General features: G+C 33.4%; 15 protein-coding genes. 14 read left to right on the forward strand and 1 reads right to left on the reverse strand.

Annotated features, from left to right (window positions below; all coding sequences use genetic code 11):
* Positions 1 to 89: 89 nt before the first annotated feature.
* From nrdR to A9G07_RS08450, 4 genes are all read left to right on the forward strand, one after another.
* Positions 90 to 542 carry a transcriptional regulator NrdR gene (nrdR, locus tag A9G07_RS08435; protein WP_034882816.1) on the forward strand — a complete coding sequence of 151 codons (453 nt, stop codon included), beginning with the start codon at positions 90 to 92 and terminating at the stop codon, positions 540 to 542.
* 14 nt (positions 543 to 556) lie between these two features.
* A complete protein-coding gene (gene ribD, locus A9G07_RS08440; protein ID WP_065734832.1) occupies positions 557 to 1,666 on the forward strand; it encodes a bifunctional diaminohydroxyphosphoribosylaminopyrimidine deaminase/5-amino-6-(5-phosphoribosylamino)uracil reductase RibD in 1,110 nt (369 codons plus the stop codon).
* A 226-nt stretch (positions 1,667 to 1,892) separates the two neighbouring features.
* Positions 1,893 to 2,726 (forward strand): DeoR/GlpR family DNA-binding transcription regulator, encoded by an 834-nt coding sequence (locus A9G07_RS08445; RefSeq protein ID WP_065734805.1) that lies wholly within the window; start codon positions 1,893 to 1,895, stop codon positions 2,724 to 2,726.
* A gap of 5 nt (positions 2,727 to 2,731) precedes the next feature.
* Positions 2,732 to 3,697 carry a sugar kinase gene (locus A9G07_RS08450; RefSeq protein ID WP_065734806.1) on the forward strand — a complete coding sequence of 322 codons (966 nt, stop codon included), beginning with the start codon at positions 2,732 to 2,734 and terminating at the stop codon, positions 3,695 to 3,697.
* A gap of 199 nt (positions 3,698 to 3,896) precedes the next feature.
* Here A9G07_RS08450 and hemW read toward each other — a convergent pair whose 3' ends face one another.
* Complete coding sequence (hemW, locus tag A9G07_RS08455; protein ID WP_065734807.1) at positions 3,897 to 5,030, reverse strand: radical SAM family heme chaperone HemW; 1,134 nt, start codon at positions 5,028 to 5,030, stop codon at positions 3,897 to 3,899.
* Positions 5,031 to 5,205: 175 nt separating this feature from the next.
* On the opposite strand from hemW, the gene A9G07_RS08460 reads away from it, so the two are divergent.
* From A9G07_RS08460 to murF, 10 genes are all read left to right on the forward strand, one after another.
* Positions 5,206 to 6,078 (forward strand): D-hexose-6-phosphate mutarotase, encoded by an 873-nt coding sequence (locus A9G07_RS08460; RefSeq protein WP_065562335.1) that lies wholly within the window; start codon positions 5,206 to 5,208, stop codon positions 6,076 to 6,078.
* 186 nt (positions 6,079 to 6,264) lie between these two features.
* A complete protein-coding gene (gene rplY, locus A9G07_RS08465) occupies positions 6,265 to 6,549 on the forward strand; it encodes a 50S ribosomal protein L25 (RefSeq protein ID WP_065562334.1) in 285 nt (94 codons plus the stop codon).
* 191 nt (positions 6,550 to 6,740) lie between these two features.
* Positions 6,741 to 8,201 (forward strand): glucose-6-phosphate dehydrogenase, encoded by a 1,461-nt coding sequence (gene zwf / locus A9G07_RS08470; protein WP_065734808.1) that lies wholly within the window; start codon positions 6,741 to 6,743, stop codon positions 8,199 to 8,201.
* Positions 8,202 to 8,215: 14 nt separating this feature from the next.
* Positions 8,216 to 8,914 carry a 6-phosphogluconolactonase gene (gene pgl, locus A9G07_RS08475; protein WP_065734809.1) on the forward strand — a complete coding sequence of 233 codons (699 nt, stop codon included), beginning with the start codon at positions 8,216 to 8,218 and terminating at the stop codon, positions 8,912 to 8,914.
* Positions 8,915 to 9,290: 376 nt separating this feature from the next.
* Positions 9,291 to 9,737, forward strand: a complete 447-nt coding sequence (gene mraZ, locus A9G07_RS08480) for a division/cell wall cluster transcriptional repressor MraZ (protein ID WP_065562331.1) — start codon at positions 9,291 to 9,293, stop codon at positions 9,735 to 9,737.
* Positions 9,738 to 9,746: 9 nt separating this feature from the next.
* The gene (gene rsmH / locus A9G07_RS08485; protein ID WP_141673911.1) at positions 9,747 to 10,688 is read left to right on the forward strand and encodes a 16S rRNA (cytosine(1402)-N(4))-methyltransferase RsmH; all 942 of its coding nucleotides are present in this window, start codon (positions 9,747 to 9,749) and stop codon (positions 10,686 to 10,688) included.
* Positions 10,681 to 11,055 carry a cell division protein FtsL gene (ftsL, locus tag A9G07_RS08490; protein WP_065734810.1) on the forward strand — a complete coding sequence of 125 codons (375 nt, stop codon included), beginning with the start codon at positions 10,681 to 10,683 and terminating at the stop codon, positions 11,053 to 11,055. The genes rsmH and ftsL overlap by 8 nt, the downstream gene beginning before the upstream one ends.
* A complete protein-coding gene (gene ftsI / locus A9G07_RS08495; protein ID WP_081299465.1) occupies positions 11,055 to 12,827 on the forward strand; it encodes a peptidoglycan glycosyltransferase FtsI in 1,773 nt (590 codons plus the stop codon). The genes ftsL and ftsI overlap by 1 nt, the downstream gene beginning before the upstream one ends.
* Before the next feature lie 13 nt (positions 12,828 to 12,840).
* Positions 12,841 to 14,388 carry a UDP-N-acetylmuramoyl-L-alanyl-D-glutamate--2,6-diaminopimelate ligase gene (gene murE / locus A9G07_RS08500; protein ID WP_065734811.1) on the forward strand — a complete coding sequence of 516 codons (1,548 nt, stop codon included), beginning with the start codon at positions 12,841 to 12,843 and terminating at the stop codon, positions 14,386 to 14,388.
* Complete coding sequence (gene murF, locus A9G07_RS08505) at positions 14,385 to 15,749, forward strand: UDP-N-acetylmuramoyl-tripeptide--D-alanyl-D-alanine ligase (protein ID WP_065734812.1); 1,365 nt, start codon at positions 14,385 to 14,387, stop codon at positions 15,747 to 15,749. Before murE ends, murF begins: the two co-directional genes overlap by 4 nt.
* Position 15,750: the final 1 nt, after the last annotated feature.

Here is a 15,750-nt window from a genome sequence, read left to right on the forward strand (position 1 = left end):
AGCTAGTTTATATTACTTTGTTGATAACTTGTTTAAATGGCTAATTTCGGCTATTGTAATGTAAGTTAAAACGTTATCAGGATATATTTATGCACTGTCCGTTTTGTAATGCAGATGATACAAAAGTTATTGATTCTCGTTTAGTTGGTGAAGGGTTTCAGGTTCGTCGTCGTCGACAATGTGTCGAATGTAATGAACGTTTTACGACATTTGAAGTGGCTGAATTAATTATGCCTAATGTTATTAAAAGCAATAAAGTTCGCGAACCTTTCAATGAAGATAAACTCCGCAATGGTATAAAACGAGCACTAGAAAAACGCCCTGTTAGTTTTGATGCAATTGAAGATGCAATTACTCGAATTAAATCGAAACTGAGAGCAACAGGAGAAAGGGAAGTACCGGCCAAATTAATTGGTAATTTTGTTATTGAAGAGCTTAAAAATCTCGATAAAGTTGCCTATATTCGTTTCGCATCTGTCTATTTTAGCTTTGATGATATTGAACAATTCAGTAATGAAATTGCTAAGTTACAACAAAAGTAATCCTCATTATGACTATGAATAAAGATCAATTTTATATGCAGCAAGCTATTGAGCTTGCTAAACTTGGTCGCTTCACTACTACCCCTAATCCTAATGTCGGTTGTATCATTGTTAAAAATGATCACATCATTGGTAAAGGTTTTCATATGAAAGCTGGTTTACCTCATGCAGAAGTCTATGCATTAAAAATGGCTGGTGATGAAGCTAAAGATGCTACGGCTTATGTAACGCTAGAGCCTTGCAGTCATTATGGAAGAACGCCTCCTTGCGCAGATGCACTGGTTAAATCGGGAATTAAACGAGTTGTTATTGCTATGCAGGATCCTAATCCTAATGTCGCTGGACAAGGTATAAAGAGATTAACTGATGCAGGCATTGAAGTTTGTGTTGGCGTGTTAGCTGATCAAGCCGAAGCCATTAATAAAGGCTTTTTAAAACGGATGCGAACAGGTTTGCCATTTGTACAACTAAAAATGGCAGTTTCTTTAGATGGTAAAATAGCTATGGCATCAGGCGAAAGTAAATGGATAACCTCCGTTGCGGCAAGACAAGATGTTCAGCAATATAGAGCTCAGGCAAGTTGTATCTTAAGTACCAGAAAAACAGTTCAGGAAGATAATGCGAGTTTAACGGTTAGATATAATGAATTACCTGATTCAATTAAAGAAATTTACCCTTCTACCGAAATTCGTCAACCTATACGAGTGATAATCGATAGCAAGAATCAAATGACGGGTGATGAAAATATCTTTAATCAGCCTGGTGAAACTTGGTTGGTTAGAAAACAAAATGTTCTAATATCATCACCAAATACAAAACTTATCATTGAATCATCAAACAGTCATCAAGTCGACTTATTAGAATTATTATCCATATTAGCCAAGCAGCAAATAAATTCTGTATGGGTTGAAGCTGGATCTCATTTAGCCGGTGCGCTAATTGAGCAAAATCTCGTGGATGAGTTAATCATCTATTATGCACCTAAATTACTTGGTCATAATGCACAAGATATGTTTGTATTACCTCACTTACAAAAACTTTCGTTAGCACCTCAGTTCCGATTTGAATCTGTTGAAATGGTGGGAGATGATCTGAAAATAATGTTGAGGAACGGGGTTTTTTGATAACTTTTATTTAAATATATTGTGCTATTTAACAATTTTTGAGTTGTTAATATTCTATTTTAACGATTAACTATATCTCTGTAATTTAAAAATAAAGTACAAACTGAGTATATTTTTACACTACTTAATCGGTTCAGTTCCTTTCTAGGGTTTATCGTTTACAACTTGTATGATAAATTTTATCTGTTTTTGAGTTAGGTATTTATCTTTTAACATAGGATGTGAAATGGCTAAAGTATCTTCGGCACAATTAAAGCGGCGATTGGAAATTGCTGCGATTGTGCGCAAAAATGGAGAAATAAAAGTTGATGAGTTATCTGACATGCTACAAGTTTCTCATGTAACTATTCGTCAGGATTTAACATATTTAGAACATCAAGGGTATTTAAAACGTTTTTTTGGGCGAGCAATCTATATTTCGCCTGAAGATTTTATTAGCAATTCAAATAGTGTGTATCCAAGTCGTTTGGCATCATATCTTAATACTGATAATAGTGATGTTAATTTAGTAAAAACTTGTCTAAATTATATTAAAGATGGTGATACAATTTTTTTAAGTCATGGTCATTTGATTCGAAAATTGATTCCTTTTCTGCATAATAAAAAATCATTAACAGTTATTTTAAATGATATTAATAACGCGAAACTGGTTAGAGAATTCTCAGATGCAGAAGTGATTCTTGTTGGTGGTTTTTTAATAAATGGTAATGTACTACAGCATCCTAACTTTTCATCATCTATATTAACGCAATTCCCAATATCACATTTTATATTCGAATTCGCAGCTATTAATACTAACAATTATTTAGCTATTCAAGATATTGAACATCAAGAACTTTATCAACAGATATTAAAAAGTTCAGATCATTCTATCGGTATTTTACCACCAAGAATCAGCAGTAATGATAATCATACTATTGGTAAATTAAAAAACATGGATGTTATTATTTTATCCCGCTCCGCTGTTAATGAATATCATCAACTATTGCTTAATTCTAATTTTAAACAACATACAACAAGTAAATATTCTGTGACTTACCATAATGCATTGGAGGCCTAATTAACATGGATGTTAAAATTTGTACAATGGGCGAATTGTTTGTTGAATTTGTTGCTAAGGAATTCAATCAACGGTTTGATTATACAAATGAATATATTGGACCATACCCTAGTGGAGCCCCGGCTATCTTTGCAAATCAAGTTGCCAAATTAGGTTTTCCAGTTATCTTTTTAAGTTGTGTAGGAAAAGATCCTTTTGGAAAAATGTGCATTAACCGACTTAAACAAGATGGGGTTAATGTTAATGGGATCACTTCTCACAATAAAGTAAAAACAGCTAGCGCATTTTCAACGCAAATTGGTCCAAAAGAGCGAAGTTTAATTTATAACGTTTTAAATAGTGCCTGTGGCTTAATTTCATTTGATCATGTGAATGAAGCTTTATTAAAAGACTGCAATCATTTACATATTATGGGTTCATCACTTTATTCATTTCGAGCCATTGATGCGATGTGCAAAGTAATAAATTTTATTAAAAGCCATGGTGGAACTGTTTCTTTTGATCCTAATTTCCATAAAGAAATGTCTGAGATTCGTGAGATAGAACAGTCTTTTAGTTATATATTAGAATTTACCGATATCATGTTGATTAATGAAACACAAGTTAGGTATTTTTCTGAAAATAATGAAAGTGATGAAGAAACGATTAAAGCTTTATTGGAGAAAGGTATCAAACATCTCGTGGTGAAGAAAGGCAGTGATGGTGCGAATTATTATTGTTGCGATGATAAAAATAATATTAATACAATTTATTCTAAGGGTTTTAGTATTGATGCGATTGACCATTCGGGTGCTGATTACTGCTTCGATGCAACTTTTGTGAGTTTACTACTGTCAGGATTTAGTGCTGAACAGGCTTTAATGTATGCAAATGCTTGTTATGCGTTGTCTTCATCTTATAAAGGACCAATGGAAGGAACATCATCCCTTATCGCGATTGAAAAATTCTTATCGGAAAATATAAATAATTAATCTTATTTCAAACCCTAAAAAAAATCCCAATAACAATGTTATTGGGAAAACATAAGGAATAGGAAAACAATGAAATAAATGCATTGTTGTACATATTATGCACTCTTTTCAGATAAATTTTAGTTAAGATATGCGTAGGTTTAGTTAAATTGTTAGTATTTGTTTTGTTAATAAATAGTAAATCTTTTAACTGATTTCGTTATAAGAATATTTCAAGTAATGAATTTAAAAATAATTTCCCATGCTCTGTGATTTGCCAGCATTGGTTGTTATCAATCAAATATTTTTTTTCAATAGCAGTCGATATCTGCTTATCAATAGAGTGTAAAGGTAAAAAAGTTCGTTGTTCAAATTCGGATTTAGGTGTCGCTTCAAATAATCTAAATCTATTCATAAAAAATTCAAATGCTAACTCATCTTTAGGGACAGTATAAGATTGTTCCAAATAACGTCCTTCTAAATATCCTTTAGGATGTTTTGTTTTTACGGTGCGAATAATTGTGCCATCATTTTGGGTTAATTTTCCATGAGCACCACAACCAATACCGATATAATCACCAAACCGCCAATAATTTAAATTATGTTGGCATTGATAATTGGCCTTTGCATAAGCAGATGTTTCATATTGTAGGTAACCATGCTTAGTTAATAATTGATGGCCTTGTTGATAAATATCCCATAACATATCATCATCAGGTAAAACAGGCGGTTTAGAACCAAATAAAGTGTTAGGTTCTATTGTAAGTTGATACCAAGATAAATGTGGCGGTGCAATTTCTATTGCCTGTTTTAGATCACTCAATGCATCACATACTGTTTGATTAGGTAAGCCATGCATTAAATCTATATTAAAGCTTTTTAACTTTAAATTTTGTGCTAATTTTCCAGCATCTATTGCTTCTTGCGGATTATGAACTCGTCCTAATTTTGCAAGCTTATCTGCTTGAAAGCTTTGTACACCAATTGATATTCGATTAATTCCAGCTTGTTGATATCCCTTAAATCTTTCTACATCAACTGAATTAGGATTGGCTTCAATTGTTATTTCTGCGTCGTGATTAATTGGTATAATTTTATTTATACTCATTAATAATTTATTAATTAACTCCGCGGAGAAAAGACTGGGTGTACCTCCACCAATAAAAATAGAGTCAATAGAACGATCATTTGAAAGCACGACGTCTTGTTTTAAATCATTAATTAAATGATTTATATATGCTGAATAATCGGGCGTTTTCTTCATGTTATGTGAATTAAAATCACAATATGGACACTTTTGTACACACCATGGCATATGTATATATAAACTCAACGGGATTTTATATTGAACCATATACCTTTCCTCAAATTTTTAAAAAAAGTGTCAGCAACTGATAAGAAATAGCTGGCTATATTACTCCAATTTAGTAAAAAAAGCTTTTATTCCGTTTTTATAATTCGAATAATGCGCGTACAATTAATGACTAAAGACGATGTTCGCCAAGCAAATTAGATAGTTAGGAGTAAATATGAGTATTATTAAGCAGATTTTAGATAGTGATTTATCAAGTACATCAGTGAGTGCATCAGTTAATCAATGTACATTTGGTGAATTGCCTGTCATAGTGATTAAACATAAAACGTGTTCAGCAGCAGTATCGTTACAAGGTGCTCATCTTTTATTTTGGCAACCTTCAACAGAACCGACACCGGTTATTTGGTTAAGTCAAAAAGCTAACTTTAAAAAGGAAGTTGCAATTAGAGGGGGAGTACCAATTTGTTGGCCATGGTTTGGTAAATTGGGTGATCCTATGCATGGTTTTGCGCGTCTGGTTGAATGGAAATTAGATTCTTGCAAAGAAGATAATAATGGAGTGAATTTAACTTTATCATTAACTAATAATCAGCAAACAGAACAGTTTTTCACAAAACCTTTCCAAGCTTGGTTAACCATTCATGTTGGACAAACGTGTGAAGTGAATTTATCTTGCACTGGGGATTTCGAAGCAACAAGTGCATTACATACTTATTTTGAAGTTAATAATATTAATGATGTCACTGTTAAAGGTTTAGGCGATTCTTATCAAGAACGCTTAGCAGTTGAAAATAAACCATCAATTTCAGGGCAACTTACCTTTAATCAAGAGGTTGATCGCATTTATACCCATGCGGATGACTCAATCCTTATTACCGATGGTAAACGAACAATTAAATTAACTAATGTTAATGCAAGTGATGTTGTTACTTGGAATCCTTGGATAGATAAAGCTAAAGCAATGGCGGATTTTGCTGATGAAGAATATCAATCTATGGTATGTGTTGAAACGTGTCGTATTAATAAGGCGTTAAAATTATCGCCAATACAGAAATCAACATATGGATTTAAGATTGAAGTTATTTAATCATTAGGTTTTGATATTGCAAACGCAATCAATATAAGACTATATCTTTATTAAACTGATTATTTGATTGCGTTTACAATCATAACACTTTATAATCCTTAGCGCTTTTTAGAGCATCAATTTTATAGCCAACTACTGGGTCGCCTGTAATTGGTTTTTTATTTAGAATAAACAAGAGAAATCAATATGTTTAAATTTAAAGCAGAAGTTAGAAAAGAGCATGGTAAGGGTGCGAGCCGCCGCCTGCGTCACGCTGGTCAGTTCCCAGCAATTGTTTATGGTGGAACAGAACCTGCAATTTCTATTGTGTTAGATCACAATCAAATTTTCAATATGCAAGAAAAACCAGAGTTTTATTCTGAAGTACTAACTATTGAAATTGACGGTAAAGCAGTTAAAGCTAAAGTGCAAGCAGTACAACGTCATCCATTTAAACCAAAATTAGTTCACATGGATTTTGTACGCGCATAATCATATGTTTGTTGAAAAATCATTCAACAATATCTTTAAATAAAAGGTCACCTAAATGGTGACCTTTTATTTTTTACTATAGTCTTAAAACGACAAATACCTATTGTTATAATTTATTCTATTAACTTGATGTATATTGGTATCAAACATAATAAAATAAATTGTAGATTACACCATTTTAGGAGAAACTCATGTCTGATATCCCAGCTTGCGATTTGGTAATTTTTGGCGCTAAAGGGGATTTAACAAGGCGCAAACTCTTACCGTCTCTATATCAATTAGAAAAATATGGAAAGTTGCCAAAGCAGACAAAAATTTTAGGTGTAGGTCGAGCTGATTGGGATCAAGCCGCTTACACTGGGGTTGCAAAAGATGCGTTAACCACATTTATGACTGAACCACTAGATGAAAGTATTTGGCAACGTTTTAGCCAACGCCTTAACTTTCATAAATTAGATGTTAATGACATTGCCGGTTTTAATTTATTAAAAGATAAGCTTGAAAAGTCACATCCTGCTATTTTCTATTTTGCGATGCATCCCAATGCCTTTGGTACGATTTGCCAAGGGTTAGCTGAAGCAGGTTTAAATCAGGCTCAAAATAGAATTGTAATGGAAAAACCACTAGGTTTTGATCTGCAATCATCAAAGGAAATTAATGATTCAGTTGCAAAATTTTTCAGTGAATCACAAGTTTATCGTATCGACCATTACTTAGGAAAAGAGTCAGTTTTAAATTTACTCGCACTTCGTTTCGCTAATCCTGTATTTGCTTCGCTTTGGGATAGAAATTCTATTGATCATGTTGAAATCACTGTTGCAGAACAAGTAGGAATTGAAGGTCGCTGGGGTTATTTTGATAAAGCGGGTCAAATGCGTGATATGGTGCAAAACCATTTATTACAAATTCTGACGATGATTGCCATGTCTCCACCTGCAAATCTTGAAGATAATAGCTTGCGTAGAGAAAAGATTGCTGTACTTAATGCATTACGTCCAATTAATAAAGCAAATATCCGTGAAAAAGTTGTTAGAGGACAATATACTGCAGGGTTTGTTAATGGTATCAATGTTCCTGGTTATTTAGAAGAAGATGGTGCAAACAAACAAAGTAATACGGAAACATTTGTTGCTATTCGAGTTGATATTGATAATTGGCGTTGGGCGGGTGTGCCTTTTTATTTACGAACCGGCAAACGTTTACCAAGCAAGTGTTCTGAAGTAGTAGTTTATTTTAAATCTTTACCCCTTAATTTATTTAGTGAGTCTTATTCTGAACTACCGCAGAATAAACTAACAATTCGTCTACAGCCAGATGAAGGTATGGATATTGAGATTTTAAATAAGGTGCCAGGATTAGACAGTACACATAATTTACAAACGACTAAGTTAGATTTAAGTTTTAGTGAAACTTTTCATCAACAAAGTGCTGATGCTTATGAGCGGTTGTTACTTGAAGTGATGCGAGGAAGACAAGCATTATTTGTTCATCGAGATGAAGTAGAGGCAGCTTGGAAATGGGTTGATTCAATTATTAGTGCCTGGAAATTAGATAATGAACCACCTAAAACTTATCCTGCTGGTACTTGGGGGCCTGTCGCTTCGGTTGCTTTGATAACTAAAGATGGTCATTCATGGCATGAGTTTGAATAGAGGAATTTAACAATATGTTTACATTAAAAAAATATCCAAATAGTCAATTATTAATTGAAGATTTAGCTGCTTATATTGTCAAAGATTTGAAACAAGCTATTGATAAAAAGGGACATGCTTCTATTGCTGTATCAGGTGGTAAAACACCTATTCCATTATTTAAACTATTAAGCCAACAAGATTTAGATTGGCACAATGTTTTTATTACATTAGTAGATGATAGATGGGTAGATGATACCGATGATGCTAGTAATGAAAAATTAGTGTTAACTTACTTATTACAAAATAAAGCTAAATTGGCCAATTTTGTAGGTTTAAAAAATAGTTGTGATAATCCATTTGATGGTGCAGAAATTACAGACAAAATTTTAAATAAAATTCCTATGCCTTTAGATGTTTTAATCTTAGGAATGGGAGAAGATGGTCATACAGCCTCACTTTTCCCTGGTGCGGCAAATTTGCGGGCTGGTTTGGATATGAAATCAGGTCGCAAAGTTGTTGGAATGACTCCATTGACGGCTCCATTAGACCGCATTACTTTAACATTACCAACTATTTTAGATAGTCAAAATATCTATCTGCATTTAGTTGGAGAAAGCAAAATGCAGGTATTACAACAAGCAGAAAAGGGAGATGATATTAATCAAATGCCAATTCGTGCAATACTGCAACAAAACAAAGTCAATGTAATTGGTTTTTGGACAGCATCTTAACTGAACAATCAACTTTGCCAGTTTTACTGGCAAAGCTCTCATTTCTGGTCTTATATTAAAACACCTATTGAGCTATTTTTAATCATTAATAAATTGATTATTTGTGACTTTTTTTATTATTGGTTTGTTTCGGATATTAATAAACACTGTTAATAATTTCGTCTTACCATTTCTAAGCGCTTCACTTAATTTGTTAGTGCTCACTTATTATCTTATTAATTTCTTAAATTGTTAGAAATTAATTGATTAAATATCTATTATTTTTGTAACTTTTGTGGTAAAAAGTGGGGTTAAGTGGTAAAAAATAGGTTTTTAATTAACGTATTGATTTTTTAATAATTTAAAAACAATAAAAATTAACAATTACGGTGCTTTCATGTTTAGTGGTGCAATTTCAGTCAATTTAGATAGCAAAGGGCGAATAGCAATCCCTACTCGTTATCGTGAATTTTTGCCTGATGGTTTAGTTTGTACCATTGGTTTATATCACCCCTGTTTGACACTTTATTCAATGACTGAATGGCAAAAAATTGAATTACAGCTATCAACATTATCAACAGTTGTTGAAGCAGAACGAAGAATTAAAAGACTATTATTAGGTTATGCAACGGAATGTAATTTAGATAATGCAGGACGTATTTTACTTCCACCAACTTTACGTACTTATGCAAAACTAGAAAAACATACCATGTTTGTTGGCCAATCTAATAAATTTGAGATATGGGATGAAGCAATTTGGTATCAACAAATTAGTGATGACATTGCCACATTATCAACAGATGTTGAAAACTTATCAGAAAATTTAAAAAGTCTAACAATTTAATAAGAGTAAATAAAGATGGATTATCAACATAAAACTGTTTTGTTAAATGAAGCTGTGGCTGCATTAAATATAAAAAAAAACGGTATTTATATTGATGGTACTTTTGGGCGTGGTGGTCATTCTAGGTTAATTCTTGAACAATTGGGCGAACAAGGGAAACTAATTGCAATTGACCGAGATGAACGTGCTGAACAAGCCGCACTTAATATAACCGATCCTAGGTTTACTTTTATTCGAGGAGAGTTTTCGAATGTACATCAATATATCAATGATTTAGGGTTGTTAGGTAATATTGATGGCTTTTTATTAGATCTGGGGGTTTCATCTCCACAATTAGATGATCCTGAAAGAGGATTTTCTTTTATGCGAGATGGACCACTTGATATGCGGATGAATAACCGTAAAGGTGTAACTGCAAGTGAGTGGTTACTAAATAGTGATGAAAATGATATCGCATGGGTTTTAAAAACTTTTGGGGAAGAAAAGTTTGCCAAAAGGATTGCACGTGCAATTGTGGAACAGAATAAAGTTTCACCAATTACTCGTACATTAGAATTAGCAAATCTAATTGAAAAAGCAACACCGAAAAAAGACAAAAATAAACACCCAGCAACACGCTCGTTCCAAGCTATTCGCATTTATATAAATAGTGAATTGGAAGAAGTTGAGCAAGCCTTAAATAGCAGTTTGTCAGTGCTTGCTGCTCAAGGAAGACTTGCAGTTATTAGTTTTCATTCATTAGAAGATAGAATTGTTAAACAATTTATAAATAAACAGAGTAAAGGTCCTAATTTACCAGCTGGCTTACCATTAACAGAACAACAAATTAAACAATATGGTGATGCTAAATTAAAATCACTTGGCAAAATTAAGCCAAGCAATAATGAAATATATGGTAACCCGCGTTCTCGAAGCGCGATATTAAGGATAGCAGAAAGGAAAAATGAATAGTAACAATGAAATTTATCAAAGAAAAAGTGTAGATATACACAATCAAAAAAGACCCAGCAAAAGTTTATTTGGATTAATCCTTAGTGATTTGCTCGGCCATCAAAAAATTTCATTATTGTTATTGGTTTTTATTATTATTTCTGCTGGAGCTGTATTAGTTATAACCCAGCAAGTCCGTAAACAATTATTTGAACGTGAACAATTATTACTCGAACAAGATGTTTTAGAAAGTGAATGGCGTAATTTAGTTATTGAGGAAAATGTACTTGCTGATCCAAAACGTGTTGAAGATAAAGCTAAAAATCAATTGGGCATGTCATATGTGACACCGCAAAATGAAACCGTTATTGTGATAAAGAGTAAATAATGAAGTTTGCTAATAAAAGAGATAATGTAAAACATACTACAAAGTCGAATAAAGGGAATAAATTAAATAGTAAAAAACAAATTTTTACCCTCACTCGATTTTATATTGTTTATGGTTTTATTATTTTAGCAATTATTGGTTTACTTGTCCGATTGGCAATTTTACAAATAATAGAACCTGATAAGTTAATTGCTGAAGCCAATAAACGCTCAATTCGTCATCAAGAAATGAGTGCACCTCGAGCAATGATTACGGATCGTAATGGCAGAGCATTGGCTGTTAGTGTACCTATGTATGATGTTTGGGCTGATCCGAAAATTGTTGTACAAAAAGGCGGAGTTGATCCTAATGATATCCGTTGGCAAGGATTAGCAAAGACATTGAATATTCCAATGTCGACACTAGAGCAAAAATTGAGTAATCCATCAATGCGTTTTGTTTATTTGTCTAAACAAATTACACCAACAATATCGGATTATTTGAAACAATTAAAATTACCTGGTATTTCGTTTGCCAAAACATCTAAACGTTATTATCCAGCAGCTGAAAATATAGCACAATTAATCGGTTTAACTGACATTGATGAAAATGGAACGGAAAAAGGTTCAGAAGGAATTGAAAAAAGCTTTAATAAATGGCTGATTGGTGAATCAGGACAACGTGTTGTTAGGCGAGATCGCGTTGGTAGAGTTATAGAAGAATTAGAAAGGACTGAAAGTGAAGTTGCTTCTGATTTGACATTAAGTATTGATGAACGTTTACAATCGCTCGTTTACAGTGAACTTAGTCAAGCTGTGGAATTTAACAAAGCTGATAGTGGCACAGCTGTTTTAATTGATGTTCACACGGGTGAAATATTGGCCATGGCAACCAGTCCATCCTATAACCCGAATAATCGATCTTCAATTGATTATAGTTTATTACGAAATCGAGCGATAACAGATGCATTTGAGCCAGGTTCAACAGTTAAACCTTTAGTTGTTATGGCTGCATTAGAGAAAAAAATAGCTGATTTAAACACGGTTATTGATACTAGACCTTTTTTGGTAAATCGTTATGAAATCAAAGATGTGTCTTATCAAAAAGCCCTAAATTTGGCTGGTATCCTTGAAAAATCAAGTAACGTCGGTGTGAGTAAGTTAGCTTTACAAATGCAATCAGGTGACCTTGTTGAGTTTTATAGCCGTTTTGGGTTAGGACAACCAACTGAACTCGGTTTAGGTGGAGAAGTGAGTGGTTCAATTGCTGCTGATAGAACAAGAAAATGGGCTGATATAGAAAGAGCGACGTTTTCTTTTGGTTATGGATTAAGTGTTACCCCACTACAGCTAGCTAGGGCTTATGCAACTATCGGTAGCTATGGTGTTTATCGACCTGTTTCAATATTAAAAATTAACGAGCCAGTAGAAGGTAAACGTGTTGTAGCTGAAAAAACAGCTAAAACAGTAGTGCAATTAATGGAAGCGGTTGCTGTGACTGGAGGTGGTACCAAAGCTTCTGTCCCTGGATATAGTGTAGGTGTTAAAACGGGTACAGCTAAAAAACTATCTGGTGGACGATATGTTAATCAATATTTAGCTTATACCGCTGGTATTGCACCAGCAACAGGACCTAAATATTCACTGGTTGTTGTTATCGATAATCCAAAAGCTGGGCAATATTATGGTGGTTCTGTTTCAGCCCCTGTTTTTAGCCGTATTATGGGGGGAGTTCTTAGAACAATGAATGTAAAACCAGATCGTCAAGTTGATGGTCAAATGATTGTATATTAATAGGTAATAAATAATGGCAACAAGCACATTTAAAACTTTATATAACTTATTAGGTGGGAATCAACTACCAGTAGATGATTTCCCGCTTAATCAATTAGTAATTGATAGTCGGAAAGTGCAAAAAGGAGATGTGTTTGTAGCTATTAAAGGGTATACCGTTAATGGTAAAGATTTTATTCCTCAAGCAATTTCATCAGGTGCTGTACTTGTTCTAACTGAAACAAACAGAAAATCAAATGATTTGAAAATTGATTACCTAAATCAAAAAGACGAGAAAGTTATTCCACAAATAAGTGTGTTTCAACTTTCTCAAAAATTATCAAAAATTGCAGCTGATTTTTATCATTCGCCTTCTAAACATTTATCTGTAATTGGAGTAACAGGGACAAACGGTAAAACGACAATTACGCAGTTGATTGCACAATGTGCAACTTTATTAAATAAAAAATCCGCATTGTTAGGCACGATTGGTAATGGTGTTTACAATCATCTCGAACCCTCGCCAAACACAACTTTATCTGCTGTAGAAGTTCAGTCTTATCTAGCTGATTTTGTAGCAAAACGTGTTCAAGTTGTGGCAATGGAAATTTCTTCCCATGGGTTATCGATGAATCGGGTAAAAGAATTACATTGTGCAGCGACAGTATTTATTAATCTAAGCCGAGATCATCTTGACTATCATAAAACGATGAATAGATATGCTAAGGCAAAATGGTCGCTATTTAGTTCTGATGAAAAAGAAAAGCAGGTAGCTAGTTCAGGAAAACCCATTATTAATTATGATGATGCTTATGGACGACGTTGGATTGATAAATTATCAAAAGCGACTGCAGTATCATGCCAACCTAAGTCATTGCGACGCTTGAAGATGATGGACAACCCTTTTGTTGGTGTGTCAATGATTGAATATCATGATAAAGGTGCCGAAATTTATATGGAATCAAGTTGGGGTAATGCCATTATTCATAGCCGATTACTAGGTGAATTTAATGTATCAAATTTACTATTAGCAATCGCAACATTACTAACACTTGATTATCCATTTTTTGCAGTAGTCAATATGGCATCGTATCTTAAGCCAATATGTGGTCGCATGGAAGTGATACACGTGAAAAATAGCCCAACGGTAATCATTGATTATGCCCATACACCTGACGCTCTACAAAAAGCATTACAAGCAAGCCGCATTCATTGCAAAGGTAAATTATGGGTGATTTTTGGCTGTGGAGGCGATAGAGATACAGGTAAAAGACCATTAATGGGGGAAGTTGCTGAACAGTTTGCCGATAAAATTGTATTAACTAATGATAATCCTCGTACTGAAGATGAAATAAAAATTATTCATGATATACAAGAAGGGCTAACTGACGTTAAAAATACACAAGTTATTACTGATAGAGTTGAAGCTATCACAAAGACCCTAGCTCAAGCCAAACCTGATGATGTTATTCTAATAGCTGGGAAAGGACATGAAGATTATCAGATTATAGGTATAACAAAGCATCATTATTCAGATCAAGAAACCGTAAAACAGATTTTAGGAGTAGAGAATCAATCATGATTCCTTTAGATATTAAGCAAGTTGAAAAAATAGTTAATGGGACTTCTTATCATATTCAAGATGAGAGATTAACTATTGAAGAAATTTGTACTGATTCACGAAAAATTACTCATAAATCACTATTTATTGCATTAGTGGGTGATAAATTTGATGGTCATTTATTTGCTAAACAAGCTATTAAAGATGGAGCTTGTTTGGTAATTGCTAATCACAAACTCGACGATGATATTCCTCAAATAGTAGTAAATGATACCCATTTAGCATTAGGTCAAATCGCTTCATTTGTGCGAGATCAAAGCTCAGCTAAAATTGTCGCGTTGACGGGTTCATCAGGTAAAACATCTGTGAAAGAAATGACTGCTACTATTTTACAGCAGTGTGGTGAAACACTTTATACTCAAGGTAATTTTAATAATGATATTGGAGTTCCATTAACGTTATTAAGATTATCAAAGCAAGATCAATTTGCAGTTATTGAACTGGGTGCAAATCATATTGGTGAAATTGCTTATACCACTCGTTTAGTTAAACCAAATAGTGCACTCATTAATAATATTGCTTTAGCTCATATTGAAGGTTTTGGTTCACTTGAAGGGGTAGCAACAGCTAAAGGTGAAATCTTTGAAGGGCTTTCAGAAAACGGCATCACGATTATTAATTTAGATAGTTGTTCTGATAATTGGTTAAAAGAGCTAAATAATAAAACTGTTTGGACCTTTTCTTTACATAATTCTTCTGCTGATTTTTATGCTAGTAATATAAAAGTAATGGATCAGACTATTTTCACATTGTGCACACCAATTGGTGAGAGTGAAATCACCTTACCATTAGTTGGTGAGCATAATGTATCTAATGCAATTGCTGCTGCAGCTTTAGCAATATCAGTAGGTGCAACTTTAATAGAAGTTAAGAAGGGATTAGCAACGTCGAAATCTGTGAAAGGGCGTCTTTACCCAATTAAATTAAATCAAACTCAATTAATTTGGGATGATTCCTATAATGCTAATGTTGGGTCAATGTCGGCTGCTATTAATGTTTTAGCAACTCAACCAGGTTATCGAGTTTTAGTTGTAGGTGATATGGCGGAATTGGGACATAACGCAAAAAATTATCATCAACAAATTGGTGAATTAGCTAAACAACAAAAAATTGATTGTGTTGTCAGTGTTGGTGATTTAAGCGAATTGATTAGTCAATTTAGTGGTGTTGGACACCATTTCGTTGATAAACATAAAGCAGTGGAGTTTTTGTTAGCGTTATTACAAAAATATCCAAACTTAACTATGTTAGTTAAAGGTTCACGTAGTGCAAGAATGGAAGAACTAATCACAGAAATTCAATTAAAAACAGGTCAGGATTAAA

The organism is Gilliamella sp. wkB72 (assembly GCF_001693745.1).
GTDB classification, from domain to species: Bacteria; Pseudomonadota; Gammaproteobacteria; order Enterobacterales; family Orbaceae; genus Gilliamella; species Gilliamella apicola_E.

Excerpts from the sequence above, each read along its gene's own strand:
- murE (WP_065734811.1), top strand. The coding sequence starts at position 12,841 with ATGGCAACAAGCACATTTAAAACTTTATATAACTTATTAGGTGGGAAT.
- A9G07_RS08450 (WP_065734806.1), top strand. The coding sequence starts at position 2,732 with ATGGATGTTAAAATTTGTACAATGGGCGAATTGTTTGTTGAATTTGTT.
- hemW (WP_065734807.1), bottom strand. The coding sequence starts at position 5,030 with ATGGTTCAATATAAAATCCCGTTGAGTTTATATATACATATGCCATGG.
- A9G07_RS08445 (WP_065734805.1), top strand. The coding sequence starts at position 1,893 with ATGGCTAAAGTATCTTCGGCACAATTAAAGCGGCGATTGGAAATTGCT.
- nrdR (WP_034882816.1), top strand. The coding sequence starts at position 90 with ATGCACTGTCCGTTTTGTAATGCAGATGATACAAAAGTTATTGATTCT.
- ribD (WP_065734832.1), top strand. The coding sequence starts at position 557 with ATGAATAAAGATCAATTTTATATGCAGCAAGCTATTGAGCTTGCTAAA.
- rplY (WP_065562334.1), top strand. The coding sequence starts at position 6,265 with ATGTTTAAATTTAAAGCAGAAGTTAGAAAAGAGCATGGTAAGGGTGCG.
- murF (WP_065734812.1), top strand. The coding sequence starts at position 14,385 with ATGATTCCTTTAGATATTAAGCAAGTTGAAAAAATAGTTAATGGGACT.
- A9G07_RS08460 (WP_065562335.1), top strand. The coding sequence starts at position 5,206 with ATGAGTATTATTAAGCAGATTTTAGATAGTGATTTATCAAGTACATCA.
- ftsI (WP_081299465.1), top strand. The coding sequence starts at position 11,055 with ATGAAGTTTGCTAATAAAAGAGATAATGTAAAACATACTACAAAGTCG.
- mraZ (WP_065562331.1), top strand. The coding sequence starts at position 9,291 with ATGTTTAGTGGTGCAATTTCAGTCAATTTAGATAGCAAAGGGCGAATA.
- pgl (WP_065734809.1), top strand. The coding sequence starts at position 8,216 with ATGTTTACATTAAAAAAATATCCAAATAGTCAATTATTAATTGAAGAT.
- zwf (WP_065734808.1), top strand. The coding sequence starts at position 6,741 with ATGTCTGATATCCCAGCTTGCGATTTGGTAATTTTTGGCGCTAAAGGG.
- ftsL (WP_065734810.1), top strand. The coding sequence starts at position 10,681 with ATGAATAGTAACAATGAAATTTATCAAAGAAAAAGTGTAGATATACAC.